Source organism: Streptomyces sp. NPDC048825 (genome assembly GCF_043198355.1).
Lineage (GTDB): Bacteria > Actinomycetota > Actinomycetes > Streptomycetales > Streptomycetaceae > Streptomyces > Streptomyces xiangluensis.
Map to the genome: position 1 here is coordinate 327,229 of NZ_JBICUR010000012.1, position 26,382 is coordinate 353,610.

The window sequence follows — 26,382 nt, forward strand, 5'->3', positions numbered from 1 at the left end:
GAAAACGCCTTTTCATCGCCCCCGCCGCCCCTGCCCGTCCCATCCCCGGGCTTCGCCGCGAATGCCCACCAGGGGCTCCGCCCCTGGACCCCGGCTGCGTGAAGACAACCCGCCCGACCCCCACCCACGCGCAGAAAAAACCGCTTTACCCCCCATGGGATACTGGCGACATCCACCCGCACCCAAGACGAGAACGGCACCCACCCCATGGCCTCGGTCACGTCCCTCACCGCCCACGTCCACCAGCGCCTGGCGGACGCGCTCAGCGCCGCCCTCCCGGCGGCCGACGCCGACGTCGACCCCCTGCTGCGACGGAGCGACCGAGCGGACTTCCAGGCCAACGGGATTCTGGCGCTGGCGAAGAAGGCGAAGGCCAACCCGCGGGAGCTGGCGAGCGGCGTCGTCGAGCGGGTCGTGACCGGTGATGTGATCAAGGACATCGAGGTGTCGGGCCCGGGCTTCCTCAACATCACGATCACGGACAAGGCGATCGTGGAGAACCTCGCGCAGCGCGCGACGGACCCGGTGGCCCGCCTCGGCGTGCCGTTTGCCGAGAACCCCGGCACCACGGTCATCGACTACGCCCAGCCGAACGTGGCGAAGGAGATGCACGTAGGGCACCTCCGTTCCGCGGTCATCGGCGACTCGGTGGTCAAGATCCTGGAGTTCGTCGGCGAGACAGTGGTGCGCAGGCACCACATCGGCGACTGGGGCACCCAGTTCGGCATGCTCATCCAGTACCTGATCGAGCACCCGCACGAGCTCGATCACGAGGAGAGCGAGGTCTCCGGCGAGGAGGCCATGTCGAACCTGAACCGGCTCTACAAGGCGTCCCGCACGCTCTTCGACGCCGACGAGGCGTTCAAGACCCGGGCCCGCCGCAGGGTGGTCGATCTTCAGGCAGGCGATCCGGAGACTCTGGCGCTGTGGCAGAAGTTCGTGGACGAGTCGAAGATCTACTTCTTCTCGGTCTTCGACAAGCTGGACATGGAGATCCAGGACCCGGACATCGTCGGCGAGTCGGGTTACAACGACATGCTGGACGAGACCTGCCGCCTGCTGGAGGAGTCGGGCGTCGCGGTCCGCTCGGAGGGCGCGCTGTGCGTGTTCTTCGACGACATCAAGGGCCCGGAGGGCAACCCGGTCCCGCTGATCGTGAAGAAGTCGGACGGCGGCTACGGCTATGCGGCGACCGACCTCTCCGCGATCAGGGACCGCGTCTTCAACCTGAAGGCGAACACCCTCCTGTACGTGGTGGACGCCCGCCAGTCCCTGCACTTCAGGATGGTCTTCGAGACGGCACGCAGGGCGGGCTGGCTGAACGGCGACACGAAGGCCGTACAGCTGGCGTTCGGGACGGTCCTCGGCAAGGACGGCAAGCCCTTCAAGACCCGTGAGGGCGAGACGGTCCGCCTCGTCGACCTCCTGGACGAGGCGATCGAGCGCGCCTCGGCCGTCGTGCGGGAGAAGGCGCAGGACCTGTCCGAGCAGGAGATCGCCGAGCGCGGTGCGCAGGTCGGCATCGGCGCGGTGAAGTACGCGGACCTGTCGACGTCCGCGAGCCGCGACTACAAGTTCGACCTGGACCAGATGGTGTCGCTGAACGGCGACACGAGCGTGTATCTGCAGTACGCGTACGCGCGTATCCAGTCCATTCTGCGCAAGGCGGGCAGCACCGAACCGGCCGCCCACCCGGAACTCGAACTGACCGACGCCGAGCGGGCCCTGGGCCTGCACATCGACCGGTTCGCGGAGACGCTCGCGGAGGCCGCCGCCGAGTACGCGCCGCACAAGCTGACGGCGTACCTGTACCAACTGGCGTCCCTGTACACGTCGTTCTACGACAAGTGCCCGGTCCTGAAGGCGGACACCCCGGCCCAGGTCGAGAACCGTCTGTTCCTGTGCGACATCACGGCCAAGACCCTCCACCAGGGCATGGCCCTGCTGGGCATCAGGACGCCGGAGCGCCTGTGATCGCTGCCTCGGCCTGAGGCAGCACCACCTGCCCGGTGACGAACTCGCTCAACAGACCGAGCCGCAGTTCGTCACCGGGCTTCGCCTTCCCAGGACCCGGAACAGGCCCTGCTCGTCCATACCGCCGCTCCCGGCTCATCGGAGGAAAAGACACTGCAAGCCATGGCCAAAGGTTGAAGTGTCTGATCTTGTCCCGAAGGATGCGATGCTGCGGGGCGGCGCAGGCCCTCTAACCGTCGAGGGAGCCCCAACTCGAGGGAATTCAGAGCCCTGTTGATCGCTTTGGACCGCTTTGGATCGCTAGCTGGGAGAGCAGGGAGAGCACCCATGCTGCCACTCGTGGAGACCGGCGAGGAACTGGACGGAGTCGTCGGAGACGAGGCGCTGTTGCGCCCCGCCGTCGCGGACCTGTGTGAACGACTCGGCCTGGCCGGGCAGCGGATCGTCCGCTTCGAGGAGGGTTCGCTGCCGGTGTACGCCATCGGTGAGGCGCACGTGGTCAAGCTGTTTCCGGCCTTCGAGCAGGCCGAGTGCGTACGCGAGGAGCAGGTGCTGAGCCATCTGTACGGCAGACTCCCGCTGGCCACACCGCAGTTGCACTCGGCGGGCGCGTACAAGAACGGCTGGCACTACCTCCTGATGTCCCGGCTGCCCGGTGTGGACCTCGCTCAGGCGTGGCCGCGAATCCCCTCCGCGGACCAGGACCGGATCATCACGGAGTCCGCCGAGACCCTGGCCGCGCTGCATGCCCTGAACCCGGCGCCGATCGCGACCGCGGTGGGCCCGGCGGACTGGCGGGCGCTGATCGCCGCGCAGCGGGCGCAGGTGGTCGAGCAGCAGCGGGCCGTCGGTCTCACGCCATCGTGGCTCGAGCAGATCCCCTGGTTCCTGGACTCGGTCCCGCTGCCGCCTCCGCCGCGACGCGTGCTGCTGCACACCGAGTTCATGCGCCAGCACCTGACGGTGGACCCCCAAGGCTGGCGCCTGACCGGACTGTTCGACTTCGAACCTGCCATGATCGGCGACCCGGCGTACGACTTCGTGGGCGTGGGCCTGTTCGTGACGTGCGGCGACCCGCGCCTGCTCAAGCGGTTCTACGAGGCGTACGGCCGCCCCCCGTTCGCCCCCCGCACCCTCATGGCGTACGCCCTTCTGCACATCTACAGCAATCTGCCCTGGTACCTCCGCGAACTCCCCGCCCCGCCGAAGCCGACGCTGGACGCGCTGGCGGAGACGTGGTTCGGCACGGGGTGATGCCCCTGCCTCATGCCTTGCGGCCGGCCGCTCCGTAGACGTTGATGTCGGCGTCCGTGACGTCGTTGATGTCCAGATAGGGGAGCTTGTCGATGTCGTCGAGGGTTTCCAAGTCAGTCGGGTGCGCGGCTTCGGGGGCGGGCGCCGGGCTGGGGTGCCAGTGGTGGACGGGGACGACACCGGGCTCGTCGAGCTGGACGCCGGGCGTCTCGGTGAAGAAGCGCTCGACCTCCTCCTTGGTGCGGAGCACGAACGTGAACCCGCGCTCCGTGTACGTCCGCTGCACCGCGCGAATCTTCTCCGCGTTGAGGTCCTCGGTGATGTGGCTGAGCAGGAGACGGCTCCCGGACGGCAGCGCGTCCATCAGCTCGCGTACGACCTGGTATGCCTCCTCGTCGTCGACGAAGTGCAGGATCGCCACCAGCGCGAGCGCGATCGGCTCGTCGAAGTCCAGGGTCTTCGCGGCCTGTTCGAGGATCTGCGCGGGGTACTTGAAGTCCGCGTCGATGTAGTCGGTCCTGCCCTCGGGTCCGCTGGTCAGCAGGGCGCGTGCGTGCGCGAGTACCACCGGGTCGTTGTCGACGTACACGATCCGTGACTCGGGGTTGATCCGCTGGGCGATCTGGTGGACGTTCTCGGCGGTCGGCAGCCCCGTGCCGATGTCGAGGAACTGCCGGATCCCGTCCTCCTGGGCCAGCCGGGTCACGGCCCGCCGCATGAAGTCCCGGTTGTGCCGCACATCGAGGTAACCGCGCGGGTTGGCCGCAAGCGCCGCTGCCGCCGCGGCGCGGTCGGTGGGGTAGTTGTCCTTGCCCCCGAGGAAGACGTCATAGACGCGTGCCGGGTGTGCCTTGGTGGTGTCGATCCTTTTCCTCAGTTCGGCGGGGTCCTGGCTGAGAGCATCACCGCTCATGGAGACCTTCCCTCTTCAGTTCATCAAACGTCAGCTCATCAAATCGGCAACAACCTAACTCCTGGGGCGACTTGATGGTGCCCGGCCGCTGCGCTGGGCCAGGGCGGGGTTCCAGTGGCTCGCGTGGAGCGGCCCGAAAAGTCGAGGCGTCTACCGAGGAGGCGCCGCGCTTCGTCGGCACCAGTGGTCACCCTTCAAGGACACTCATCCGCGAGGCGACTCGGCGCACGCCTGCGGCGAGCGCTTTGAACGCCTGCTGGTGCTCGCGGCGCTCCTTCCCGCTGAACACGCTCGTCACCTCGACTTCGGCCGCGAACACGGCCATGGTCAGCTCTTCCACCGGGATCGCTGCCGGATCACGGCCGCCGAGTACGGCGTTGCGAACCCTCTCCTGCAAGGCGAGCACCTGTTGCGGATCGTTGACGGTGACCCGGTCGACGGCGAGCATCCCCATCCACTTACCGCGCTGGATCGCGACCGCACCCGTCGCGGCAAGCTGCTCGCGGACGGGCTTCTCAGCCGTGTGCGCCTTGTTGTGCACGAACTGGAGCCAGCGCTTCGGCTTCTCCGCCGGTACGTCACGCCACACGTCGGCGAGGAAGGAATCGTCCGGCGGCTCGGCGGGCAGCGAAGCACTTCGGGTCAGGGCGGTGCGCGGTTACGCGGAGCGGCCCGCGACTCCCGCGCTACATGAGTTGGTCAGCCTGCTGAGCGGGCGACCTGACCTGGCGTGCGGCAACCACCATGACGATGACGGAGGTCAGGGCGATCCCGGCGCCGACATAGAGCGGTGCGGTGTAGCCGAAGCCCGCGGTGATGGCCAGGCCCCCGAGCCAGGCGCCAAGGGCGTTGCCGACGTTGGACGCCGATACGTTGGCGCTGGCGGCCAGCGCCGCCCCGTGGGCGAAGTCGGTGACGCGGGTGATCATGCCGGGCACGCTGGCGAATCCGGTCACCCCCATCAGAAACACGAGGATCACCGACGCCGTGGCGCTGCCGGCCAACAGCCCGAACACGGCCAGGGTGACGGTGAGTCCGAGCAGAGCGAGGACCAGGGCGCGGTCACGATCGAGGTCGGCGGCCCGCCCGCCGATCACGTTCCCGACGACCAGGCCGACTCCGTACACCATCAGCAGCCAGGCGACGTCCGAGGAGCGAAAGCCTCCGACCTCGGTGAACGTGTAGGCGATGTAGCTGAAAGCCCCGAACATCCCGCCATAACTGAGCGCTGTGGCCGTCAGCGTCAGCCACACCTGCCAGGACCGGAACGCCCGGAACTGGTCCCGCAAGCCGTCGGCCGATATCGAGCCCGAGCCGCCCTTCACTGCCGACGACCGTGTCTCTCCCGCCCAGCCGGGGACAAGGGTGACGATTCCCGCCAGCGCGAACACGCCGATCGCGGTGACCGCCCAGAACGCCGCTCTCCAACCCCAGCGCTCACCGACCAGCGCACCGAACGGCACGCCCAGCACGTTCGCGACTGTCAGCCCGGCGAACATGACCGCCACAGCGCGGGACTTCTTCTCCGGCGCGACCAGACTGCGAGCAACCAGCGAGCCGATGCCGAAGAACGATCCATGACATAACGCCGCAACGATCCGCCCGACCAGCATCACCGAATAGCTGGGCGCGACCGCGGACAACAGATTGCCGACGACGAACAAGGCGACCAGCCCGACCAGCACCTGCTTGCGAGGCAACCGCGTAGTCGCCGCGGTCAGCACGATCGCACCGACCGCAACACTCAGCGCATACCCGGAGATCAACCACCCCGCCGCCGCCTCGGACACCGCGAAACTATCCGCCACCTGCGGCAACAGCCCGGCAATCAAGAACTCGGTAAGCCCGATCCCAAACCCGCCGAGCGCCAACGCAATGAGCCCACGCGGCATACGACGCTCCCCCGCTCGACGGCACAACGAGTCGCGAGAGTACGGGACTTCCCACGGCGAAGGTAGCGCCTTTTCAGGGGCGCGAGGCGGCGCGGGGCTGTGACGCCGGCGCGGAGCGTCAGCGCAACTTCTGTGCAACCTCCGTGGCCCAGTAAGTCAGAACGTTCTGGGCCCCCGCCCGCTTGATCCCCGTAAGCGTCTCCAGGATCGCCCGATCCCGGTCAACCCACCCCTTCTCCGCCGCGGCCTCGACCATCGAGTACTCCCCGGAGATCTGGTACGCAGCCACCGGCACATCCACCGACTCCGCAACCCGCGCAAGAACGTCCAGGTAAGGCCCCGCCGGCTTGACCATCACCATGTCGGCGCCCTCCTCCAGGTCGAGAGCCAACTCCCGCAAGGACTCCCGTACGTTGGCGGGATCCTGCTGATACGTCTTCCGGTCACCCTTCAACGACGAGGCGACAGCCTCCCTGAACGGACCGTAAAAGGCGGACGAGTACTTGGCGGTGTACGCGAGGATCGCGACGTCCTCACGCCCGATCTGGTCCAACGCATCGCGGACGACACCGATCTGACCGTCCATCATGCCGCTCGGCCCCACCACATGCGCACCCGCATCGGCCTGTACCTGGGCCATCTCGGCGTACCGCTCAAGCGTGGCGTCGTTGTCGACGCGCCCCTGCGCGTCGAGGACCCCGCAGTGTCCGTGATCGGTGGTCTCGTCGAGGCAGAGGTCGGACATGACGAGCAGTTCGTCGCCGACCTCGGCCCGTACGTCACGAAGGGCGACCTGCAGAATCCCGTCCGGGTCGGTCCCCGGCGTCCCGAGGGCGTCCTTCTTGGACTCCTCCGGCACACCGAACAGCATGATCCCGGAGATCCCGGCCTCCACCGCCTCCAGCGCCGCCTTCTTCAGGCTGTCCCGCGTGTGCTGCACGACCCCGGGCATCGCGGCGATGGGCACCGGCTCGGTGACGCCTTCGCGGATGAACGCGGGGAGGATGAAGTCGGCCGGATGCAGCCGGGTTTCGGCGACCATGCGGCGCATGGCAGGAGTGGTACGCAGCCGCCGCGGCCGCGTACCGGGGAAGGATCCGTACTTCGTCATGCCCTCTACGCTACGCCCGCCCCAGGACCACCTTTGCCGACGCGGAGTCGGGGATCACCGGGCGCTTCCCGGCCCCCCTCGCCCACCATCCGGCTCCGCATGCGAACCCCAAACCACAGGTCCATGCTGGTGAAACAGGGCCCTCTACGGCTGCCCGCGCTCCCCCGGAGGACGCGATGACCACCGCCGACCACCTCCCCGACCTCTTCGCCCTCTCCGACATCCACGGCCCGGTGCTACGGCCCGACGACCCCGGCTACGCCGACGAGGTCACCGGCTTCAACCTGGCCGCGCGGCACACCCCCGACCTCGTCGTGGGGGCGACCGGCGCCGACGACGTGGTGGCCGCGATGCGGTGGGCGCACACCACCGGCACCCCCGTCGCCGTCCAGGCCACCGGGCACGGAGCGAACTTCCCCATCGACAACGGCCTGTTGATCAACACCGCCCGCATGACCGACGTACGGATCGATCCCCGCGAACACACCGCGACGATCGCCGCCGGAGCCAAGTGGCGGCACATCATGGAGGCGGGCGCGCCACACGGCCTTGCCGGGCTCAGCGGCTCGTCCACGGACTCGGGCGCCGTCGGCTACACGCTGGGCGGCGGGCTGCCGGTGCTCGGCCGTGCCTACGGTTACGCCGCCGACTACGTACGCTCCTTCGAGGTCGTCACGGCCGACGGAACTCCGCGCGAGACCGACGCAGAGCACGAGCCCGACCTGTTCTGGGCCCTGCGCGGCGGCAAGGGCAACGTGGGCGTGGTGACCTCGATGGTCTGCGAGCTGCTGCCACTGTCCCGCATCCTCGGCGGCGGGATCTACTGCCCGGGCGAGCACGCCGAGCCCCTGCTGCGCGCCTGGACCGACTGGACCCGCACCGTCCCGAACGAGATGTGCTCGGCGTTCACACTGCTGCGCCTGCCGCCCTTGCCGGAGATCCCCGAGCCGCTGCGCGGCGGCTTCTGGGCCCGCGTCGCGATCGCCTGGACCGGCGACACGGCCGAGGGCGAGCGGCTGGTGGCCCCGATGCGCCAGGCCGCGCCCGTGACGGTCGACACGGTGGCGGAGATGGACTACACGTCCATGGACGACATCTACGCGGATCCGCACGACCCGCTCCCCGCGCGGGAGAGCTGCACCCTGCTGCGCGACCTGACCCCCGACGCCATCCGCACGTTGCTGGAGCAGGCCGGTCCCGCGGCGGCCCCCGACTACCCGCTCCTGCTCGTCGAACTCCGCCACATGGGCGGCGCGCTGTCCCGCCCCGCCGCCGTCGAGGACGCGATCTGTGCCCGCGACGCCGAGTACATCCTGGAAACGGTCGCCGTCGTACCCGATCCCCAGATCGCCACCGCGGCCGAAACGGCCACAGCCGCCCTGTACTCCGCGATGGCTCCCCACGGCACAGGCCTGACCATGGTCAACATCCACGGCCGCCCGGGCGACACCCTGGACCGAGCCCGAGCCTGGACTCCCGAGGTCTACGACCACCTACGCCACACCAAGCAGACCTACGACCCCGAAAACCTCCTCCGCTTCGGGCATACGGTGCCTCCGGCGGCGGCTTGAGGGAGCGGTGCCGTCGCCCCTGAGAGAGGCCGCAGGCCTCTCTCAGGGGCGCAGGGCTGATCAATGTGCGGCGCCGCCGCGATGGGGGTCCCCCCGCTCATGGGGTCCCCCGCTCGAGCGCAGCCGAGAGTGGGGGAGCGACCAGCCACAACGAACCCGCAGCTTCGAACGCACCCCCGCGGAGCGGTTACGTGGTCGTACGCCGCCGCCGCGACCCCGGCCTCCGCTCGCTGGGCCGCGTAACCGGCCCCCCGGCCTCCACCGCGGCAGCCCTCCGGCGCAAGCCGAAGTCGGCGAGCGCCTCCGCCAGCTTGTGAACGGACGGCTCCGGAGCCATCACATCGACCCGCAGCCCGTGCTCCTCGGCCGTCTTGGCCGTGGCCGGGCCGATACACGCGATCACCGTCACGTTGTGCGGCTTGCCCGCGATACCGACCAGGTTCCGGACCGTCGACGACGACGTGAACAGCACCGCGTCGAACCCGCCCCCCTTGATCGCCTCCCGCGTCTCGGCCGGCGGCGGCGAAGCCCGCACCGTCCGGTACGCCGTGACGTCGTCGACCTCCCAGCCCAGCTCGATCAGCCCGGCCACCAGCGTCTCCGTGGCGATGTCGGCCCGCGGCAGGAACACCCGGTCGATCGGGTCGAAGACAGGGTCGTACGGAGGCCAGTCCTCAAGGAGCCCCGCAGCCGACTGCTCCCCGGAAGGCACCAGGTCCGGCTTCACACCGAAGGCGACCAGCGCCTTCGCCGTCTGCTCCCCCACGGCAGCGACCTTGATGCCCGCGAAGGCGCGCGCATCAAGCCCGTACTCCTCGAACTTCTCCCGTACGGCCTTGACCGCGTTCACCGAGGTGAAGGCGATCCACTCGTACCGCCCGGTCACAAGCCCCTTGACCGCGCGTTCCATCTGCTGAGGCGTCCGCGGCGGCTCGACGGCGATGGTCGGCACCTCGTGCGGCACAGCCCCGTAGGACCGCAACTGGTCGGAGAGCGACGCCGCCTGCTCCTTCGTACGCGGCACGAGAACCTTCCAGCCGAACAGCGGCTTGGACTCGAACCACGACAACTGGTCACGCTGGGCAGCGGCGGAATGCTCACCGACCACGGCTATCACCGGCCGCCCGCCCTCCGGGGAGGGCAGCACCTTCGCCTGCTTCAGCGTCTGCGCGATCGTGCCGAGCGTCGCGCACCAGGTCCGCTGCCGGGTGGTCGTACCGGCGATGGTGACGGTCAGCGGCGTATCGGGCTTGCGTCCGGCCGCAACCAGCTCGCTCGCGGCGGCGCCGACGGAGTCGAGGGTCGAGGAGACGACGACGGTCCCGTCGGACGCGCCGACCTCGGTCCACAGCCGCTCGGAGGCCGTGGCCGCGTCCACGAACCGCACGTCCGCGCCCTGTGCGTCGCGCAGCGGAACACCCGCGTACGCGGGCACTCCGACGGCCGCGGCGATACCGGGGACGACCTCGAAGGGCACGCCCGCGGCGGCGCAGGCCAGCATCTCCTCGGCGGCGTGGGTGTCGAGCCCGGGGTCACCGGTGACGGCACGTACCACCCGCCTGCCGCTGCGTGCGGCCTCCATGACAATATGGGCCGCGTCCCTCGACGCGGGGGCACCAGCGGTTGTTGACGTGCCGTCAACAACCGTCAGCTGAGGCGTGTCCGGGCCCGATTCCGTGTCCAGCACGGTCACGCCCTGTCTGGCGTGCGCACGGACGACGTCGAGCACTTCGGGCTCGGCGATCAGGACATCCGCGTTCGCCAACGCCTGAACGGCGCGCAGTGTGAGCAGTCCCGGATCTCCGGGTCCGGCACCGAGGAAGGTGACGGAGCCGTGTTCCAGACCGGCGGGAAGGGTGGTGGGGCTCAATGTACTCGCTCCCCCATCAGACCGGCCGCGCCCTTGGCAAGCATCTCGGCGGCGAGTTCACGGCCGAGCGCCATTGCTTGGTCGTACGTCTCGGGCACGGGACCGGTGGTGGACAACTGCACCAGCGTCGAGCCGTCGGTCGTGCCGACGACGCCGCGCAGGCGCATTTCCTTGACAATCTGCCCGTCGGCCAGAAGGTCGGCGAGCGCGCCCACAGGTGCGCTGCAGCCGGCCTCCAGGGAGGCGAGCAGGGACCGCTCGGCGGTCACGGCGGCCCGGGTGACCGGGTCGTCGAGTGCGGCGAGCGCCGCGACGAGCGCAGTGTCTTGGGCGGTGTGCCCCGCCCTGCATTCGATCGCGAGCGCCCCCTGGCCGGGGGCGGGCAAAACCATGTCGACCGAGAGGAACTCGGTCACTTCGTCGGTCCGGCCGATCCGGTTGAGCCCGGCGGCGGCCAGTACGACGGCATCCAGTTCGCCGCCGCGCACGTACCCGATCCGGGTGTCGACGTTCCCCCGGATCGCGACCGTCTCGATCGTCATCCCGTGGCAGCGCGCGTACGCGTTCAGCTGGGCCATGCGCCGCGGCGAACCGGTGCCCACCCGAGCGCCGTCCGGCAGCTCGGCGAACTTCAGTCCGTCACGGGCGACCAGCACGTCCCGCGCGTCCTCACGCACCGGCACCGCGGCCAGTGCGAGGTTGTCGGGCTGCGCGGTCGGCAGGTCCTTGAGGGAGTGCACGGCGAAGTCGATCTCGCCGCGCAGCAGCGCCTCGCGCAGCGCTGTCACAAAGACGCCCGTGCCGCCGATCTGCGCGAGATTCTCGCGCGAGACATCGCCGTACGTGGTGATCTCGACGAGCTCCACGGACCGCCCGGTCACCCGGCTCACGGCGTTAGCCACCTGCCCGGACTGGGCCATGGCGAGCTTGCTGCGCCGTGTCCCCAGCCTCAGGGGGCCGCTTTCCGGCCCCGTTCGCCGCTCAGTCATGCTCGCCCTCGGTTCTTGGCGTTCTCGGTGCTGATGTCATCGGTGGCCCGCGAGACGGAGGCGACCGTCTCCGGGTCCAGGTCGAACAGGGTCCGCAGTGCGTCCGCGTACCCGGCGCCGCCGGGCTCGGCCGCGAGCTGCTTGACCCGCACGGTCGGCGCGTGCAGCAACTTGTCCACCACGCGCCGCACGGTCTGGGTGATCTCGCCCCGCTCCTTCTCGTCGAGCCCGGGCAGCCGCCCGTCGAGCCGCGCGATCTCGCTCGCGACGACATCGGCGGCCATGGTGCGCAGCGCAACGACGGTGGGTGTGATGTGCGCGGCCCGCTGGGCGGCCCCGAAGGCGGCGACCTCGTCGGACACGATCCGCCGCACCATGTCCACGTCCGCCGCCATCGGCACGTCCGCGGAGGCCTCGGCCAGCGACTCGATGTCCACGAGGCGCACACCGAGCAGCCGGTGCACGGCAGCGTCGATGTCGCGCGGCATGGCGAGGTCGAGCAGCGAGAGCACCGGCGCCGGGCGCGGGGCCTCGACGACGGGCTCGGGCTTACGACGCTCGGGCACCCGCCCGATGGCGGCCGCGGTCGCGGCCAGCGCGGCGATGACCTCGGCGTCGGACTCGGGCGTACGAGCGCCGGAGCGAGCATCGTGCGTACGGCGCCGATCTACCGTCGCGTTGTCCACCCAGGCCGCGTGCTGCTCCAGGGCCGCCGCGTCCAGGCCCGCCACCGCGGCCTCCCCCATGACGGAGAAGCCGGTGGCCCCCTGCACGGCCGACACGTCCAGCGGGCAGCCGTCGTCGGTGCCGACGCTGGTGGGCGGCAGGTCCCCGCGTACGACACGGGGGGTGGCCGTGCGCTCCTCGGCGGGCGCCCCCGTACGGCCCTCGACCGCCGCGGCGACCGCCTCGGCCGTCAGGACAAGACCCGTCGCACCCGTACAGGACACCGCGACATCGGCACGTGTCAGCTCGGCCGGCACCTCTTCCATCGGTACCGCGCGGGCCGCCACGTCCGTATCGCCGCCCTCCATCAGGATCTCCGCGAGGCGCTCGGCCCGGTCCAGCGTGCGGTTGGCGATGACCACTTCGGCCACCCCGGCACGCGCGAGCGTCGCCGCGGCCAGCGAGGACATGGAGCCCGCGCCGATCACGAGGGCCCGCTTGCCGTCGGCCCAGCCCTGGACGTCCGCCCCCGAGGTCAGCTGCTCCAGGCCGAACGTCACCAGGGACTGCCCCGCCCGGTCTATGCCGGTCTCGGAGTGGGCGCGCTTGCCGACCCTGAGCGCCTGCTGGAACAGGTCGTTCATCAGCCGCCCCGCCGTGTGCAGCTCCTGCGAGGTGGCGAGCGCGTCCTTGATCTGGCCGAGGATCTGGCCCTCGCCGATCACCATCGAGTCCAGGCCACAGGCCACGGAGAACAGGTGGTGAACCGCCCGGTCCTCGTAGTGCACGTACAGATAGGGCGTGAGCTCCTCGAGCCCGACGCCGCTGTGCTGCGCGAGCAGCGTGGAGAGCTCGGCGACACCGGCGTGGAACTTGTCCACGTCGGCGTACAGCTCGATCCGGTTGCAGGTGGCGAGCACCGCGGCCTCGGTGGCCGGCTCGGCGGCGATGGTGTCCTGGAGGAGCTTGATCTGCGTGTCCACAGACAGCGCGGCCCGCTCCAGCACGCTGACCGGAGCGCTGCGGTGACTCAGCCCGACGACGAGAAGACTCATGCCGGCATCACGGCGGGGACATCCCCGTCCGGCCCTTTCCTTGTCTCCTTCGCCGCCGCGGCCTCGGCTTCGGCCTCGATCAGGGCCTCGGCCTCCTCGCCGGCCTTGCGCTGCTCGTGGAAGGCGAGGATCTGCAGCTCGATGGAGAGATCGACCTTGCGTACGTCGACGCCGTCCGGCACGGCGAGCACGGTCGGCGCGAAGTTCAGGATGGACGTCACCCCTGCGGCGACCAGCCGGTCGCAGACCTGCTGGGCGGCGCCGGCGGGAGTGGCGATCACACCGATCGACACACCGTTGTCCTTGATGATCTTCTCGAGGTCGTCGGTGTGCTGCACGGGGATTCCGGCGACGGGCTTCCCGGCCATCGCCGGATCGGCGTCGATGAGAGCGGCGACCCTGAAGCCGCGCGAGGCGAACCCACCGTAATTGGCCAGCGCCGCGCCGAGGTTACCGATACCGACGATCACGACCGGCCAGTCCTGGGTCAGGCCCAGCTCGCGGGAGATCTGGTAGACGAGGTACTCGACGTCGTAACCCACACCGCGCGTCCCGTACGACCCGAGGTACGAGAAGTCCTTGCGCAGCTTCGCGGAGTTGACCCCCGCGGCGGCCGCGAGCTCCTCGGAGGAGACCGTGGGTACCGAGCGCTCCGACAGTGCGGTCAGGGCACGGAGGTACAGCGGAAGCCTGGCGACGGTGGCCTCGGGAATCCCTCGGCTGCGGGTCGCCGGTCGGTGAGTTCGGCCAGTTGCCACGGTGCTCCTGCGGGTAGAGCGGGGCTGCAGGCGGTCACACGTCCGACCGCCCCGTCGACAGCAGGCTATGTCTTTGTGAATGCATGCACAAAGATGGTGTCCGATTTGCCCGCCCAACGTGACCGGGGTCACGCGACTCCGCCACATGCGTATGGAACCGGCGCAAAGGCACCTTCGTTCCCTGCTTGATGGGGGCAAAGCCGTACACGCTCCTCTACGCTCCCCGCCCCCGAGGCCAAACCGCCCCCGATCCTAAGTGACTTTGCGAACCACATGGAGTGCCCGGACGGGCCACGGTTCGGTTACGTACGCCTCCGCAGCCCCTTTGCGCACGTCCCGCGGCTCGGTTGCGCCCGCCAACGTGCCCGGTTGCGCACGCCGTCACTCCGCGAGGGCCCTCCGCAGCCGCTCCTCGTTGACCCGCCAGAACGTGTGCTGCGCACCGTCCACAAGCACCACCGGGATCTGCTCCCAGTACGCGCGATACAGCTCCTCGTCCCGCGTGATGTCCTTCTTCTCCCAGGGCACACCGAGTTCCCCGCACACCTTCTCGACGACGACCTCCGCGTCCTCGCACAGATGACAGTCGGGCTTCCCGATCAGCGTGACCAGCCGCTCACGCGGCGCCTTCTTCTCCGCACGGCGGTCAGTACGCCGAAAGATGGGACTCATACGAGCCATTCTCCCCCCACAGCCACACCCTGTCGGGTACGGGTTTTTCGCGCATCCGGCGCCACCACCTGGGCACGACCAGTCAGATGCGGCCCGCAGCCGTAACGACACGGTCGCGGAGAGTTCACACCCTTCAAACCTCCCGACTCCGGAATCAACGCACTGACTGGCTATGCTCACGCCATGGCCGCTCTCGGATGGCTCACTCCCCGTAGGCGCTCCGCCACGGCGCGGAGCGTGTTGGCAGGCGAGGCCTCGGCGGAGGCAGCGCGCAAGTCCTCCCAGGAACTGGAGGAACTCGCGCACGAAGCCACGCCCGAAACCGCCACAGAGGAACCGGAGTTCCCGGTCCTCGGCGACGACAAGGCCGCCGCCTTCTTCGACCTCGACAACACCGTGATGCAGGGCGCCGCGCTGTTCCACTTCGGCCGCGGCCTCTACAAGCGGAAGTTCTTCGAGACCCGCGACCTCTACCGATTCGCCTGGCAGCAGGCCTGGTTCCGGCTGGCCGGTGTCGAGGACCCCGAGCACATGCAGGACGCGCGCGATTCCGCGCTGTCCATCGTGAAAGGCCACCGCGTCTCCGAACTGATGTCGATCGGCGAGGAGATCTACGACGAGTACATGGCCGAGCGCATCTGGCCCGGCACCCGCGCCCTCGCCGAGGCCCACCTCGACGCGGGCCAGAAGGTGTGGCTCGTCACGGCCGCCCCGGTCGAGATCGCCACGGTGATCGCCCGTCGCCTCGGCCTGACCGGAGCCCTCGGCACGGTCGCCGAGTCGGTCGACGGCGTCTACACCGGCAAGCTCGTCGGCGAACCCCTGCACGGCCCCGCGAAGGCGGAGGCGGTACGGGCCCTGGCGGCGGCGGAGGGCCTGGATCTGGGCCGCTGCGCCGCGTACAGCGACTCGCACAACGACATCCCGATGCTCTCGCTCGTCGGGCATCCGTACGCGATCAACCCCGATACCAAGCTCCGCAAGCACGCCCGCACCCTCGACTGGCGCCTGCGCGACTACCGCACGGGCCGCAAGGCGGCGAAGGTCGGCATCCCCGCGGCAGCCGGCGTCGGCGCGGTGGCGGGCGGCACGGCAGCCGCGATCGCCCTGCACCGCCGCCGCCGCTGACGCCGCCCCACCGTCCATGAGTGCCCGCGTGTACGAACACGCGGGCAATTCTGCTGTCCTACCCGCACACCGCCCCCGCCAGTCCCGTTGGCGACAGACGGCCACAACACGCCCCGGGCTCGGCCGGAATGTGAAGCGATTCGATCAACCACCGGTCACTGTGTGGCACTTGATCAGCCGTCGATGCGTAACAGAAGCGACGTATTCGATGATTTGAGCAACTGGGCGTAGTGCTGCCTGTACGAAGCGTTATTCTCCTCAGACGCATGACGGACCTCACACGTCGCTACGACGAGTGAATGTTCCGGTACTGCACGTGATGGAAGCTCTGCCTCTGGGAGTCCCGTGTACCCACACGTCGGGGTTGACGCCTCGGGCCTGGCTACGCTCCGCGCGGCGGTCCTCGACCACCTGCGCGGTTTCGTCCCCACCGCGTACGCCGTCCCCGCCCTCGCTGTCTCCGCCGCGCCCGTCGGCCCGTGCTATGCACTGGCCGACGGCATCGAGCGAGGGCCGGCGCGAAGCGCCGTCGTTGAAGGGCGGGGGCCGGTTGACGGGCGGGCTGTGGGCAGACGGGGCCGCTCGAGCGCGTCGGCCACCACCGCCCGCCGCCCGGCCGCGGACAGCGACAGCGCCCGGATGCTGGACCTCGTGGAGCGCGCCCAGGACGGCGAGGCCGAGGCCTTCGGGCGCCTCTACGACCAGTACAGCGACACCGTGTACCGCTACATCTACTACCGCGTGGGGAGCAAGGCGACAGCGGAGGACCTCACGAGCGAGACCTTTCTGCGGGCCCTGCGCCGCATCGGCACCTTCACCTGGCAGGGCCGCGACTTCGGCGCCTGGCTGGTCACGATCGCCCGCAACCTCGTCGCCGACCACTTCAAGTCGAGCCGCTTCCGCCTGGAAGTGACCACCGGCGAGATGCTCGACGCCAACGAGGTCGCACGCTCCCCCGAGGACTCCGTCCTGGAGTCCCTGTCGAACGCGGCACTCCTGGACGCCGTACGCCGTCTCAACCCACAGCAGCAGGAGTGCGTGACCCTGCGCTTCCTCCAGGGCCTCTCGGTCGCCGAGACCGCCCGCGTGATGGGCAAGAACGAGGGCGCGATCAAGACACTCCAGTACCGGGCCGTGCGCACGCTGGCCCGGCTCCTGCCCGACGACGCCCGCTGAGAACCCGTATCGCACTCTCACCCACCCCGTACACCCCCTCACCCTCAGCGACGCTCAACTCACCCTTCGATGCCACTCGTTGGCTCGGCGGTCCGATCATCCGTCGTCCGTAACCCAAGCGCCGAGCGGCTCGTTGTGCGGGATACAGGCTCCCTGTGGTCACCTCTGGCCGTCCCCGATCACCCGATCGTGTGGAACTGATCAGAGAGTGCAACCCTCAGGACCCCCTGGGGAGTCGACCGTCATGACGAGAGGAGGTGCCGCCAGTGATCGCGAACGTATCGGCACACCGGCGGGCGAACGCCTTCGCCCAGGACTTGGAGGAGCAGTCCGACCGGGGCTCGGCGGCCGAGCAGTCCGAAGGTCCGGCGCCGGAACCCACGGACCAGTCCGGCCAGTCCGGTCAGTCCGAGCGGAGCCGGATGCTGTCCCTGGCGACCGGACTCGGCGAGCTGCCCAAGCCGGCGTTGGACCCTGAGGTCAAGGTCGTTCAGCGGGCCCAGCTGGTGGCCGCGATGGAGGCCATGCTGCAGGAGGGCACGGCCGCGGCGGGCGACGCGGTGGAACCCTCGGTGCCCGGGCAGAGGTCGCGCCGAGGGCGGGGTGCTCATCGGGCGACCGGCCTTGGGAAGCTCCGACAGCGTTTCCCGAGGTCCCGGCTTTCCAAGGGGCTCGCCGCGGGCGGGCTCACCGTGGGTGTGGCGGCGGGAGCATTCAGCGGCGTCGCCGCCGCCAGTTCCGACGCCCTGCCCGGTGACTCGCTCTACGGGCTCAAGCGCAGCATGGAGGACCTCAAGCGAGGCATGGCCGACGGCGACAGCGACCGCGGCCGGCTCTACCTCGACCAGGCCTCCACGCGGCTGAGCGAGGCGCGCCGGCTGATCGAGCGCGACCGCTCCGGGCCCCTCGACCACGAGTCCATGGGCGAGATCCGCCGTGCGCTGTCCGGCATGCGGCACGACGCCTCGGAAGGCCACCGGCTGCTGCACGAGGCGTACGAGCGCGACCCCGACTCCCTGGGCCCCATCCAGACTCTCTCGGCCTTCTCCCAGTCGCACCGCGGGGCGTGGGGCGCGCTGAGCGACCGTCTGCCCGCGCAGCTCGGCGATGTCAGCCGGCAGGTCAGCTCGGTCTTCGACGCCATAGACCAAGAGGTCGATCCGCTGCGCTCGCTGCTGCCGGAGCCCCCCTCGCGGGACGACACAAGCCGCCGGCCGGACTCCGGCCAGTCCTCCACCGGCTCCTCCGGCACGGACCGCCCGACCACCCCCAGCGCCACCGGCGACTCCCCCGACGGCAACCACTCCAGCAGCGGCAACCCCAAGCCGTCCACCTCCGGCACTCAGGACGAGGGCCTGCTCGGCGGCAACACGGGTGGTCTCCTGGAACCACCCAAGGACGACACCAGCACGACCCCGTCCAGTGAGCCCACCACGCCGACAGATCCCGACGTCACCGTCCCACCCCTGCTCCCGGGCCTCCTCCCGGAAGTGCGCGTCGACAACGAGGACACGAACTAGGTTTCTGCTGCATACGTCGGTGGGGGCGCCCTCTTTGAAGAGGGCGCCCCCACCGACGTATGCAGGCTTCTTCGGCAGCGCTCAGAAGAAAACCGACCTCCGCTGCACCAACAACTTGGCCCCTCCTGTCTGCTGTCCTCGCACTGCTTCGCAGGCTTCGGACAGCTGCGCCGGACTCCGCCCGGCGGCTCCGGACGACCGGAGTCCGGCCCATCTGGGCCACCCGTCAGAAGAAGATCGACCTGCGCTGCACCAACAACTTGTACAACGTGTGCTGAATCTGCTCCCTGACCTGGTCCGTCAGATTGAACATCAGCATCGGATCCTCGGCCGCCTCCGGCGGATAACCATCCGTCGGGATCGGCTCACCGAACTGAATCGTCCACTTCGTCGGAAGCGGCACCGCACCCAACGGGCCCAGCCACGGAAACGTCGGCGTGATCGGGAAGTACGGGAAACCCAGCAGGCGAGCCAGCGACCCATCCACATTGCCGCCCTCGCACCGCTTCGCGGGCTTCGGACGCCTGCGCCGGACTCCGTCCGCCGACCTCGCCCCGGCCACCCCTCAGAAGAAAACCGACCTCCGCTGCACCAACAACTTGTACAACGTGTGCTGAATCTGCTCCCTGACCTGGTCCGTCAGATTGAACATCAGCATCGGATCCTCGGCCGCCTCCGGCGGATAACCATCCGTCGGGATCGGCTCACCGAACTGAATCGTCCACTTCGTCGGAAGCGGCACCGCACCCAACGGGCCCAGCCACGGAAACGTCGGCGTGATCGGGAAGTACGGGAAACCCAGCAGGCGAGCCAGCGTCTTCGCGTTGCCGATCATCGGGTAAATCTCCTCCGCTCCGACGATCGAGCAGGGGATGATCGGCGCGCCCTGGCGCAGGGCCGTCGACACGAAGCCGCCGCGGCCGAAGCGCTGGAGTTTGTATCGGTCGCCGAACGGTTTGCCGATGCCCTTGAAGCCCTCCGGCATCACGCCGACCAGCTCGCCGCGCTGCAGCAGCCGCTCCGCGTCCTCCGCGCACGCGAGCGTGTGACCTGCCTTGCGGGCCAGCTCGTTGACCACCGGCAGCATGAACACCAGGTCCGCGGCCAGCAGGCGGAGATGGCGGCCGTCGGGGTGGTTGTCGTGCACCGCGACCTGCATCATCAGGCCGTCCAGCGGCAGCGTCCCGGAATGGTTGGAGACGATCAGCGCCCCGCCCTCGGACGGGATGTTCTCGATGCCCTTCACCTCGACGCGGAAGTACTTCTCGTAGACCGGCCGCAGCATCGACATCAGGACCTGGTCGGTGAGCTCCTGGTCGTAACCGAAGTCGTCGACCTCGTAGTCGCCCGTCAGCCGCCGCCGCAGGAAGGCCAGACCACCCGCGACGCGCTGATCCCACCCGCCGCCCTGCCGCTCCGGCGGGGACGTCGGTTCCTCACGCGTCACCGGCACATCTGTCACAGGAACATCATCCTGCAGAATCGTTCGGCCAGGCAGGGGCTGGACCTCACGCACCCCCGCGGGCTCGCCCTTGAGCCGGCTCGCCGCACCACGGCGCCGCTGCGGCCGGTGCGCGGCGCTCCCACGGGAGCGGTCGTCGTCGAACGGAATGACCTTGGCGTCCGCCATCGTTGATGCGCTCCTCAGTTGGCGCTCTGCGTCGGGGGGTGGCCACCGCCCAGGAGGGACAGCCCGGCGATCCGGTCGACGGCCCCCGCAAGGGCCTCCGGCGGCAGGAGTCCGGGTCCGCGGCTGCGCGCGAAGTCCGCGAAGGTCTCCGCCGTCGTGTACTTCGGCCGGAAGCCCAGCGTCTCGCGCATCTGTTTGGTCGCCACGACCCGGCCATGGGTGAGCAGCCGCAGCTGCTCGGGCGAGAAATCCGTCATACCCAGCGTACGCACTGCCGTGCCCACCCAGCTGACCGCGGGCAGCAGCAGCGGCACCGTGGGTCGGCCGAGCCTGCGCGCGCACTGCGCAAGCAGCAGGACCCCGTCGCCGGCAATGTTGAACGTCCCGCTGTTGAGCGTCCCGCGCTCCGGCTCGTGCGAGGCGATCCGCAGCACGTCGATCACATCGTCCTCGTGGACGAACTGCAGCCGGGGGTCGTAGCCGAACACGGTCGGCAGCACGGGCAGCGAGAAGTACGCGGCGAGCGGCGAGTCCGCGCTCGGCCCGAGGATGTTCGCGAACCTCAGCACGCACACGGCCACATCGGGCCGGCGCCGCGCGAAACCGCGTACGTACCCCTCGACCTCCACCGTGTCCTTCGCGAAGCCACCACTGGGCAGCGACTTGGGTGGCGTCGTCTCGGTGAACACGGCCGGATCGCGGGGCGCCGACCCGTACACGTTCGTACTGGACTTCACGACCAGCCGCTTGACCGCCGGGGACTTCTGGCAGGCGCCAAGGAGCTGCATGGTGCCGATGACGTTGGTCTCCTTGACCGAGGTCCGGCTGCCGCTGCCCAGCGGAGTGCCCGTGACGTCCATGTGCACGACGGTGTCGACGGAGTACTCGGCGAGCAGGCGCGCGATCGTGGGCTGCCTTATGTCGGCCTGTACGAAATCGGCTCCGCCCAGGTGGTGTTCGGGCCGGACCGCGTCCACGGCGACCACCCGGTCCACCTCGGGGTCACGCTGGATCCGCCGTACGAAACGGCCCCCGAGCTGCCGGGCCACTCCGGTCACGAGCACGACCTTCCCCAAGATCAGCGCCTTCCTTCCAGCCCTAGGTGGCTTCCTGCTCGTACTCTGCCGCGTTCCCCGTGGCGGCCCACGTTAGCGGGTCGATGTTGCGCTGTGGTGACCACTCGATGCACGAAGTCACGACGGACGCGGACGTACGACCAGACCAAGCCAACGTCGTACGACCAGACCGCGCCGACCGGGTATGGCTGTGGCCTCCCACCAACGGGTGGGAGGCCACAGAGCGCCTGCTTGTCGCAGCGGCGCGCAACACCGTGGGCACGGCCGTGAGGGCGGATCCGCCGGGGCGGGTTCATGGCCCTACGACCTGCTGCCTACTTCTTGTTGCGACGCTGAACGCGCGTGCGCTTGAGCAGCTTGCGGTGCTTCTTCTTCGCCATCCGCTTGCGCCGCTTTTTGATAACAGAGCCCACGACTACCCTCGCTCACTTCTCGGACAACCCCCGCAGCAGCGGGGACAATCACTCGGTGCGGGGCTGCATTGGGGCCCACACGACCTACGGGGGGCCAGCCTACCCCGACAGAGCTCCGAGCTTGTAATCGAGGTGATCCGGGGGGAAACCGGGGACGACCGCGAGGGCCGTCACCGGCTTCCACCGGAGTCGCCGTCAGGCGGTTTCCACCCCCACGTAGGACTCGCGAAGGTACTCGTGAACCGCTTGCTCCGGGACTCGGAATGACCTCCCTACCCGGATCGCGGGCAGATGACCGCTGTGCACCAGCCGGTACACGGTCATCTTCGACACTCGCATCACCGAGGCGACTTCCGCCACGGTTAGGAACTGAACCTCGTTCAGAGGCCTCTCGCCAGCAGCCATGACACACCTGAACCTTCCGCACTCGACGGTCGCCGGCTTCCCCTTCCGGTGACACTTCGTCGTTGCGTGCTCACTCCCCAATGTAGGGGCGGGTGATGCGAGTGGGGAAGAGGGGATGCCATCAGGCGCCTACTGTGACAGACACGCTCGATTGAGTACATAGCGAGTAAGCGGTCGGTAGTAAGCAGACCGCACAGCGTCATCAAGCGGAACGGCGACGGACACCCGCCCCTCCGCCTCCCCGACGAACAGCGCCGGATCGTCCGTATCCCCAAGACCCATGGCCTCGAACCCCAGCTGACCTGCACCGCAGACCCAGCCATGGTCTCCGATCACCAGTTCCGGGAGAGGGCCGCCGGCCTCCGCAGCGGCGGCCAGCGCGAGTCGAACCGGGAGCGGGGAATGCGAGTGTGCGCCGGGCTCACAATCCGTGGCCCGGGCCCCTGGTTCGCGCACCAGCGCGACACCTTGTACGTAGTCAAGGTTGTGCGTGCGTAGACCGAACCGGGTCGTTATGTCGACACAGCTACCCTGCGCGGGGGTGAGCACGGCACATCCCGCCGCCGACAGGGCGTCCGCGAGAGCGGCGTAGAAACCGAGCAGTCGGTGCGGATGACCGGTGCCCAGGAGCACCGGGGAACGGTTACGGGCCGCCACCTGGAGCCGCTCCGCGAAGGCATCAAGAGCAGCCAACGTCCGCTCGGGATCGATCACATCGTGGCCCGATGTATGCCGTGGATCGGCTGAGACTCCACACTTGTCCGCCATCAAAGCGACCAAATCCGGTTGTTTCCACGTCCATTCAGGATCAAGCCCGATCATCACGCGGGGATCGCGGGCCGCGAAGAGCCGATAACTCCGCAGACTCTGCTCCCGTGAGGTCGCCACAGGCCCGGCCAACCGCGCGGCCAGCAGATGCGCACGCAACGCTCCAGCACTCAACACATAGCGATGCTGGCGCATGTGCCACTGGCGCACGCCCAGAACAGGGAAAAGCCCGCACGGTCGGAGTACAAAGCGGTACACGGCCGTCCGCACCGCCGGAGGCAAGCGGCTACGCCAGCAACCCCCGCAGCGGGAACACGGCCCGCCGAGCCGCGACGATCGCCTGGTCAAGCCGGTCGGCCGGATCGTACCCGTCCTCCCACGGCTTCCAGGCCACCGGCCACCGCCCATCCGTCATCCGCGCCGGCGCCAACTGCCGCGTACGAGCGAAGACTTCCTGCCGCCATTCCTCAGGGATCACCGCCTCCGGCGCGATCTCCCGCCCCGCGGCGATGGCGACAAGGTGCGTCCAGGACCGGGGCACCACGTCCACCACCGCGTACCCGCCGCCACCGAGAGCGATCCACCGCCCCTCGGCGTACTCATGCGCCAGCTCATGGCAGGCGACCTGCACCGCCCGCTGCGCATCCAGCGAGACGGCCAGATGAGCCAGCGGATCCTCGAAGTGCGTATCGGCGCCGTGCTGGGTCACCAGCACCTGAGGCCGGAAGTCCGCGATCAGCTCCGGCACCACGGAGTGAAAGGCCCGCAGCCACCCCGCGTCCCCGGTCCCGGCCGGCAACGCCACGTTCACCGCGGAGCCCTCCGCGGAGTCCGCTCCCGTCTCCTCCGGCCACCCGGTCTGCGGAAACAACGTCCGAGGGTGCTCGTGCAGGGAGATCGTGAGCACCCGCGAGTCCTCCCAGAACGCGGCCTGCACCCCGTCGCCGTGATGCACGTCCACATCGATGTACGCGACCCGCTCCGCCCCCAGCTCCAACAGCCGCGCGATCGCCAGCGACGCGTCGTTGTAGATGCAGAACCCCGACGCCCCGCCGGGCATCGCATGATGCAGCCCGCCCGCGAAGTTCACCGCGTGCGAGACGTCCCCGCGCCACACGGCCTCGGCCGCGCCCACCGACTGCCCGGCGATCAGCGCGGACACCTCGTGCATCCCGGCGAAGGCAGGATCGTCCATGGTTCCCAGCCCGTACGACATGTCCGCCGCCCGAGGTTCCACGGAAGCGGCCTTGACCGCCTCGACGTAGTCCCCACGATGCACAAGCCGCAACGTCGACTCCCCGGCCGCCTTCGCCGCGACCACGTCCATCTCACGATCGAGCCCGAAGGCATCGACCAGTCGACGGGTCAACGCCAGCCGGACCGGATCCATCGGGTGATCCGGACCGAAGTCATAGCCCGTTACTGCCTCGTCCCACATCAGCTGTGCGCGGCCGCTCATGCCCGTCACCGTATCGGTCCGGTTGAGGAGCGAACGAACGGGCGTACAGAAGTGTCACCAGCACCAACACCATCGGCACAAGCATCGCCCCCCGGTACGTCCACGCATCGCCCAAGGCCCCCACGAGGGGCGAACCGATCAAGAACCCCACATAGTTGAAGATATTCAGCCGCGCGATGGCAGCGTCCGCCGCACCCGGAAAGAGCCGACCTGCCGCCGCGAAAGTCTGCGGTACGAGCACACACAACCCGAGCCCCAGCAACGTAAAGCCGAGCATCCCGACCCACGCCCCCGGCGCCACCGCCACCACCGCGAACCCCACGGCCGCAATGATCGACCCCAGCCGTACGACCGCCACGGCCCCGAACCGCCGCACCCCGAAGTCCCCGAGGGCCCGCCCGAGCAGCGTCGTGACCATGTAGACGTTGTACGGCACGGTCGCCAACTGCTCCGAACTGCCCAGCACGTCCTGCAGATACTTGGCACTCCAGTTGGAGACCGTCGAGTCCCCGATGTACGCGAAGGTCATCACCAGACACAGCGGCAACAGCAGCTTGAAGGCAACGGGTTGTCCGCCCGCGTCCTTCGGCTTCTCCTCGCTCTCCTCGCCGGGCCTGCCCCCGTCGACGTACCACCGACTCCCCACCAACGCGGCGGGCAGCAGCACCGCGACGACCGGCAGATACGACACGAACAGGTGCAGATCCCAGTGCGCCCCCACCCACGCGAGCGAGGCCCCCACGATCCCGCCCAGGCTGTACACCGCGTGAAAGCCGAGCATGATGCTGCGCCCGTACGCGTGCTGGAGGCTGACCCCGAGCATGTTCATGGACGCGTCGAGCGCACCGACGGCCAGCCCGAACGCCGCCAGCGAAAGACCGATCTCCCACAGCCCGTCGCCGGCCCCGACACCGAGCAGCGCGAGCAGCACGACGGGCTGCGACCAGCGCAGTACGTGACTGGGCCTCAGCCGCTTGACCAGCAGCTCCGTGCAGACACTCCCGACGCCGGCGAGGACCGGCACCGCGGCGAGAAAGGCGGGCAGCAGGGCGTCGGATATCCCGTACTGGTCCTGGATCGCGGGAATCCGCGTCACCAGCAGCGCAAAGGCCACACCCTGAGCGAAGAAGCTGAACGCCAACGAGGCCCGGCCGCGCCGCAGCACATCTGTCATGGCCGATCAGCGTACGGGCGCGGCTTACTCGTGGGTAGACGGATTGGAAGATGAATTTTGTTCATCTTCCCATGAGGGCTTCAGGTGAGGAGCGTGGGCAACTCCTGCATCGCGCCGAAGAGTCCCGTGGCTCCCGTGAGCCGCTCGGCGGGCGTCATCGCCGTGAACCCGTACACATCCATGCCCGCCGCGACGGCGGCCCGAACCCCGAGCGGACTGTCCTCGACGACCACACACCGCTCCGGCCGGACCCCCATCCGCTCGGCCGCGTACAGAAACAGATCCGGCGCCGGCTTCCCTCGCCCCACATCCTGCGAACTGAAGATCCGTGCGTCCTCGAACCACTGCTTCAGCCCGGTAGCCCGGTGCCCCACCCGAATCCGCTCATGACTCCCGGAGGACGCCACGCAGTACGCAACCCCGTCCGCTGCCAGCTTCTCCAGCACCTCCACAGCCCCGGCCACGGGCCCCAACTCCCGCTCGAATGCGGCGAATACGCGCCCATGGAAGACCTCGTCGAAGTCCTCGGGCAACCGCTGACCGGTCCGTTCCAGCACAAGATCGTGTACTCCATGCATGGCGGCGCCCATGTAGTCGCGAAGCGAGTCCTCGTACGAGGTCGGGTGCCCGAGCTCGGTGAGATAGGCGGCGAGCAACTTGTTGGAAATCGGCTCGCTGTCCACGAGCACGCCGTCGTTGTCGAAGATGACGAGGTCATAGCGCATGGGTACGAGCCTAGACGGCTCGGAAAGGGTCCTGAAATGCAGAAAACCCCCGAGCCGGTATCCCCGGCCGGGGGTTTTCTCAATATTTGTTCGGCGGTGTCCTACTCTCCCACAGGGTCCCCCCTGCAGTACCATCGGCGCTGTAAGGCTTAGCTTCCGGGTTCGGAATGTAACCGGGCGTTT

Annotated in this window: 23 protein-coding genes, 1 rRNA gene and 1 pseudogene; 6 read left to right on the forward strand and 19 right to left on the reverse strand. The window is 69.1% G+C overall.

Going from position 1 to position 26,382, the window contains the following annotated elements:
• Positions 1–207 precede the first annotated feature (207 nt).
• Both argS and ACGFNK_RS28455 read left to right on the forward strand, forming a co-directional pair.
• The gene (argS, locus tag ACGFNK_RS28450) at positions 208–1,974 is read left to right on the forward strand and encodes an arginine--tRNA ligase (protein ID WP_393420358.1); all 1,767 of its coding nucleotides are present in this window, start codon (positions 208–210) and stop codon (positions 1,972–1,974) included.
• Positions 1,975–2,301: 327 nt separating this feature from the next.
• Positions 2,302–3,228, forward strand: coding sequence for a phosphotransferase family protein (locus tag ACGFNK_RS28455; protein WP_393420360.1), 927 nt, complete (start codon positions 2,302–2,304; stop codon positions 3,226–3,228).
• Positions 3,229–3,238: 10 nt separating this feature from the next.
• Here ACGFNK_RS28455 and ACGFNK_RS28460 read toward each other — a convergent pair whose 3' ends face one another.
• From ACGFNK_RS28460 to hemB, 4 genes are all read right to left on the reverse strand, one after another.
• Entirely contained in the window at positions 3,239–4,141 is a 903-nt protein-coding gene (locus tag ACGFNK_RS28460; RefSeq protein WP_393420362.1) for an SAM-dependent methyltransferase, read from the reverse strand.
• Between the two features lie 187 nt (positions 4,142–4,328).
• Positions 4,329–4,787: a GPP34 family phosphoprotein gene (locus ACGFNK_RS28465; protein ID WP_393420423.1), complete on the reverse strand. Its 459-nt coding sequence runs from the start codon at positions 4,785–4,787 to the stop codon at positions 4,329–4,331.
• A gap of 40 nt (positions 4,788–4,827) precedes the next feature.
• Positions 4,828–6,033 (reverse strand): MFS transporter, encoded by a 1,206-nt coding sequence (locus ACGFNK_RS28470; protein ID WP_393420364.1) that lies wholly within the window; start codon positions 6,031–6,033, stop codon positions 4,828–4,830.
• Positions 6,034–6,151: 118 nt separating this feature from the next.
• Positions 6,152–7,144, reverse strand: a complete 993-nt coding sequence (gene hemB / locus ACGFNK_RS28475) for a porphobilinogen synthase (protein WP_393420366.1) — start codon at positions 7,142–7,144, stop codon at positions 6,152–6,154.
• Positions 7,145–7,320: 176 nt separating this feature from the next.
• Between hemB and ACGFNK_RS28480 the strand changes: the two genes are divergently transcribed.
• Positions 7,321–8,715 (forward strand): FAD-binding oxidoreductase, encoded by a 1,395-nt coding sequence (locus tag ACGFNK_RS28480; RefSeq protein WP_393420368.1) that lies wholly within the window; start codon positions 7,321–7,323, stop codon positions 8,713–8,715.
• 187 nt (positions 8,716–8,902) lie between these two features.
• On the opposite strand, the gene ACGFNK_RS28485 is transcribed toward ACGFNK_RS28480, so the two are convergent.
• The 5 genes from ACGFNK_RS28485 to ACGFNK_RS28505 form a co-directional block, all read right to left on the reverse strand.
• Entirely contained in the window at positions 8,903–10,585 is a 1,683-nt protein-coding gene (locus ACGFNK_RS28485) for a uroporphyrinogen-III synthase (protein ID WP_393420370.1), read from the reverse strand.
• A complete protein-coding gene (hemC, locus tag ACGFNK_RS28490) occupies positions 10,582–11,574 on the reverse strand; it encodes a hydroxymethylbilane synthase (RefSeq protein ID WP_393420372.1) in 993 nt (330 codons plus the stop codon). The genes ACGFNK_RS28485 and hemC overlap by 4 nt, the downstream gene beginning before the upstream one ends.
• A complete protein-coding gene (locus ACGFNK_RS28495) occupies positions 11,571–13,295 on the reverse strand; it encodes a glutamyl-tRNA reductase (protein ID WP_393420374.1) in 1,725 nt (574 codons plus the stop codon). The genes hemC and ACGFNK_RS28495 overlap by 4 nt, the downstream gene beginning before the upstream one ends.
• Complete coding sequence (locus ACGFNK_RS28500; protein WP_344391848.1) at positions 13,292–14,053, reverse strand: redox-sensing transcriptional repressor Rex; 762 nt, start codon at positions 14,051–14,053, stop codon at positions 13,292–13,294. Before ACGFNK_RS28500 ends, ACGFNK_RS28495 begins: the two co-directional genes overlap by 4 nt.
• Positions 14,054–14,434: 381 nt before the next feature.
• Positions 14,435–14,734: a glutaredoxin family protein gene (locus ACGFNK_RS28505; protein ID WP_393420376.1), complete on the reverse strand. Its 300-nt coding sequence runs from the start codon at positions 14,732–14,734 to the stop codon at positions 14,435–14,437.
• Between the two features lie 174 nt (positions 14,735–14,908).
• Between ACGFNK_RS28505 and ACGFNK_RS28510 the strand changes: the two genes are divergently transcribed.
• The 3 genes from ACGFNK_RS28510 to ACGFNK_RS28520 all read left to right on the forward strand — a co-directional run bounded on the left by ACGFNK_RS28510 (position 14,909) and on the right by ACGFNK_RS28520 (position 18,549).
• Positions 14,909–15,853: an HAD family hydrolase gene (locus ACGFNK_RS28510; RefSeq protein WP_393420378.1), complete on the forward strand. Its 945-nt coding sequence runs from the start codon at positions 14,909–14,911 to the stop codon at positions 15,851–15,853.
• A gap of 345 nt (positions 15,854–16,198) precedes the next feature.
• Positions 16,199–17,029 carry an ECF subfamily RNA polymerase sigma factor, BldN family gene (locus ACGFNK_RS28515; protein ID WP_393420380.1) on the forward strand — a complete coding sequence of 277 codons (831 nt, stop codon included), beginning with the start codon at positions 16,199–16,201 and terminating at the stop codon, positions 17,027–17,029.
• 266 nt (positions 17,030–17,295) lie between these two features.
• Entirely contained in the window at positions 17,296–18,549 is a 1,254-nt protein-coding gene (locus ACGFNK_RS28520) for a DUF5667 domain-containing protein (protein WP_393420382.1), read from the forward strand.
• 226 nt (positions 18,550–18,775) lie between these two features.
• Here the strand turns inward: ACGFNK_RS28520 and ACGFNK_RS28525 are convergent.
• The 10 genes and pseudogenes from ACGFNK_RS28525 to rrf form a co-directional block, all read right to left on the reverse strand.
• Positions 18,776–19,024: pseudogene (locus ACGFNK_RS28525) on the reverse strand (glycerol acyltransferase); the annotation flags it as partial.
• Between the two features lie 90 nt (positions 19,025–19,114).
• The gene (locus tag ACGFNK_RS28530) at positions 19,115–20,179 is read right to left on the reverse strand and encodes a lysophospholipid acyltransferase family protein (protein WP_393420384.1); all 1,065 of its coding nucleotides are present in this window, start codon (positions 20,177–20,179) and stop codon (positions 19,115–19,117) included.
• Positions 20,180–20,193: 14 nt separating this feature from the next.
• Entirely contained in the window at positions 20,194–21,255 is a 1,062-nt protein-coding gene (locus ACGFNK_RS28535) for an NAD-dependent epimerase/dehydratase family protein (protein WP_393420386.1), read from the reverse strand.
• 314 nt (positions 21,256–21,569) lie between these two features.
• Positions 21,570–21,668, reverse strand: coding sequence for a 30S ribosomal protein bS22 (locus tag ACGFNK_RS28540; protein WP_003948845.1), 99 nt, complete (start codon positions 21,666–21,668; stop codon positions 21,570–21,572).
• Between the two features lie 195 nt (positions 21,669–21,863).
• The gene (locus ACGFNK_RS28545) at positions 21,864–22,073 is read right to left on the reverse strand and encodes a helix-turn-helix domain-containing protein (RefSeq protein ID WP_093781815.1); all 210 of its coding nucleotides are present in this window, start codon (positions 22,071–22,073) and stop codon (positions 21,864–21,866) included.
• Positions 22,074–22,202: 129 nt separating this feature from the next.
• Positions 22,203–23,018, reverse strand: coding sequence for a phosphatase (locus ACGFNK_RS28550; protein WP_386350160.1), 816 nt, complete (start codon positions 23,016–23,018; stop codon positions 22,203–22,205).
• A gap of 109 nt (positions 23,019–23,127) precedes the next feature.
• Positions 23,128–24,300: an acetoin utilization protein AcuC gene (locus ACGFNK_RS28555; RefSeq protein ID WP_393420388.1), complete on the reverse strand. Its 1,173-nt coding sequence runs from the start codon at positions 24,298–24,300 to the stop codon at positions 23,128–23,130.
• Complete coding sequence (locus ACGFNK_RS28560; protein ID WP_393420390.1) at positions 24,251–25,474, reverse strand: MFS transporter; 1,224 nt, start codon at positions 25,472–25,474, stop codon at positions 24,251–24,253. The genes ACGFNK_RS28555 and ACGFNK_RS28560 overlap by 50 nt, the downstream gene beginning before the upstream one ends.
• Positions 25,475–25,554: 80 nt before the next feature.
• Entirely contained in the window at positions 25,555–26,199 is a 645-nt protein-coding gene (locus tag ACGFNK_RS28565) for an HAD family hydrolase (RefSeq protein ID WP_393420392.1), read from the reverse strand.
• A gap of 88 nt (positions 26,200–26,287) precedes the next feature.
• A 5S ribosomal RNA gene (gene rrf / locus ACGFNK_RS28570) occupies positions 26,288–26,382 on the reverse strand; the annotation flags it as partial.

Coding starts and splice junctions, on each gene's coding strand:
- ACGFNK_RS28565 (WP_393420392.1), bottom strand. CDS start 26,199: ATGCGCTATGACCTCGTCATCTTCGACAACGACGGCGTGCTCGTGGAC.
- argS (WP_393420358.1), top strand. CDS start 208: ATGGCCTCGGTCACGTCCCTCACCGCCCACGTCCACCAGCGCCTGGCG.
- ACGFNK_RS28480 (WP_393420368.1), top strand. CDS start 7,321: ATGACCACCGCCGACCACCTCCCCGACCTCTTCGCCCTCTCCGACATC.
- ACGFNK_RS28560 (WP_393420390.1), bottom strand. CDS start 25,474: ATGACAGATGTGCTGCGGCGCGGCCGGGCCTCGTTGGCGTTCAGCTTC.
- hemB (WP_393420366.1), bottom strand. CDS start 7,144: ATGACGAAGTACGGATCCTTCCCCGGTACGCGGCCGCGGCGGCTGCGT.
- ACGFNK_RS28555 (WP_393420388.1), bottom strand. CDS start 24,300: ATGAGCGGCCGCGCACAGCTGATGTGGGACGAGGCAGTAACGGGCTAT.
- ACGFNK_RS28455 (WP_393420360.1), top strand. CDS start 2,302: ATGCTGCCACTCGTGGAGACCGGCGAGGAACTGGACGGAGTCGTCGGA.
- ACGFNK_RS28545 (WP_093781815.1), bottom strand. CDS start 22,073: ATGGCTGCTGGCGAGAGGCCTCTGAACGAGGTTCAGTTCCTAACCGTG.
- ACGFNK_RS28505 (WP_393420376.1), bottom strand. CDS start 14,734: ATGGCTCGTATGAGTCCCATCTTTCGGCGTACTGACCGCCGTGCGGAG.
- ACGFNK_RS28510 (WP_393420378.1), top strand. CDS start 14,909: ATGGCCGCTCTCGGATGGCTCACTCCCCGTAGGCGCTCCGCCACGGCG.
- ACGFNK_RS28470 (WP_393420364.1), bottom strand. CDS start 6,033: ATGCCGCGTGGGCTCATTGCGTTGGCGCTCGGCGGGTTTGGGATCGGG.
- ACGFNK_RS28460 (WP_393420362.1), bottom strand. CDS start 4,141: ATGAGCGGTGATGCTCTCAGCCAGGACCCCGCCGAACTGAGGAAAAGG.
- hemC (WP_393420372.1), bottom strand. CDS start 11,574: ATGACTGAGCGGCGAACGGGGCCGGAAAGCGGCCCCCTGAGGCTGGGG.
- ACGFNK_RS28530 (WP_393420384.1), bottom strand. CDS start 20,179: ATGGCGGACGCCAAGGTCATTCCGTTCGACGACGACCGCTCCCGTGGG.
- ACGFNK_RS28495 (WP_393420374.1), bottom strand. CDS start 13,295: ATGAGTCTTCTCGTCGTCGGGCTGAGTCACCGCAGCGCTCCGGTCAGC.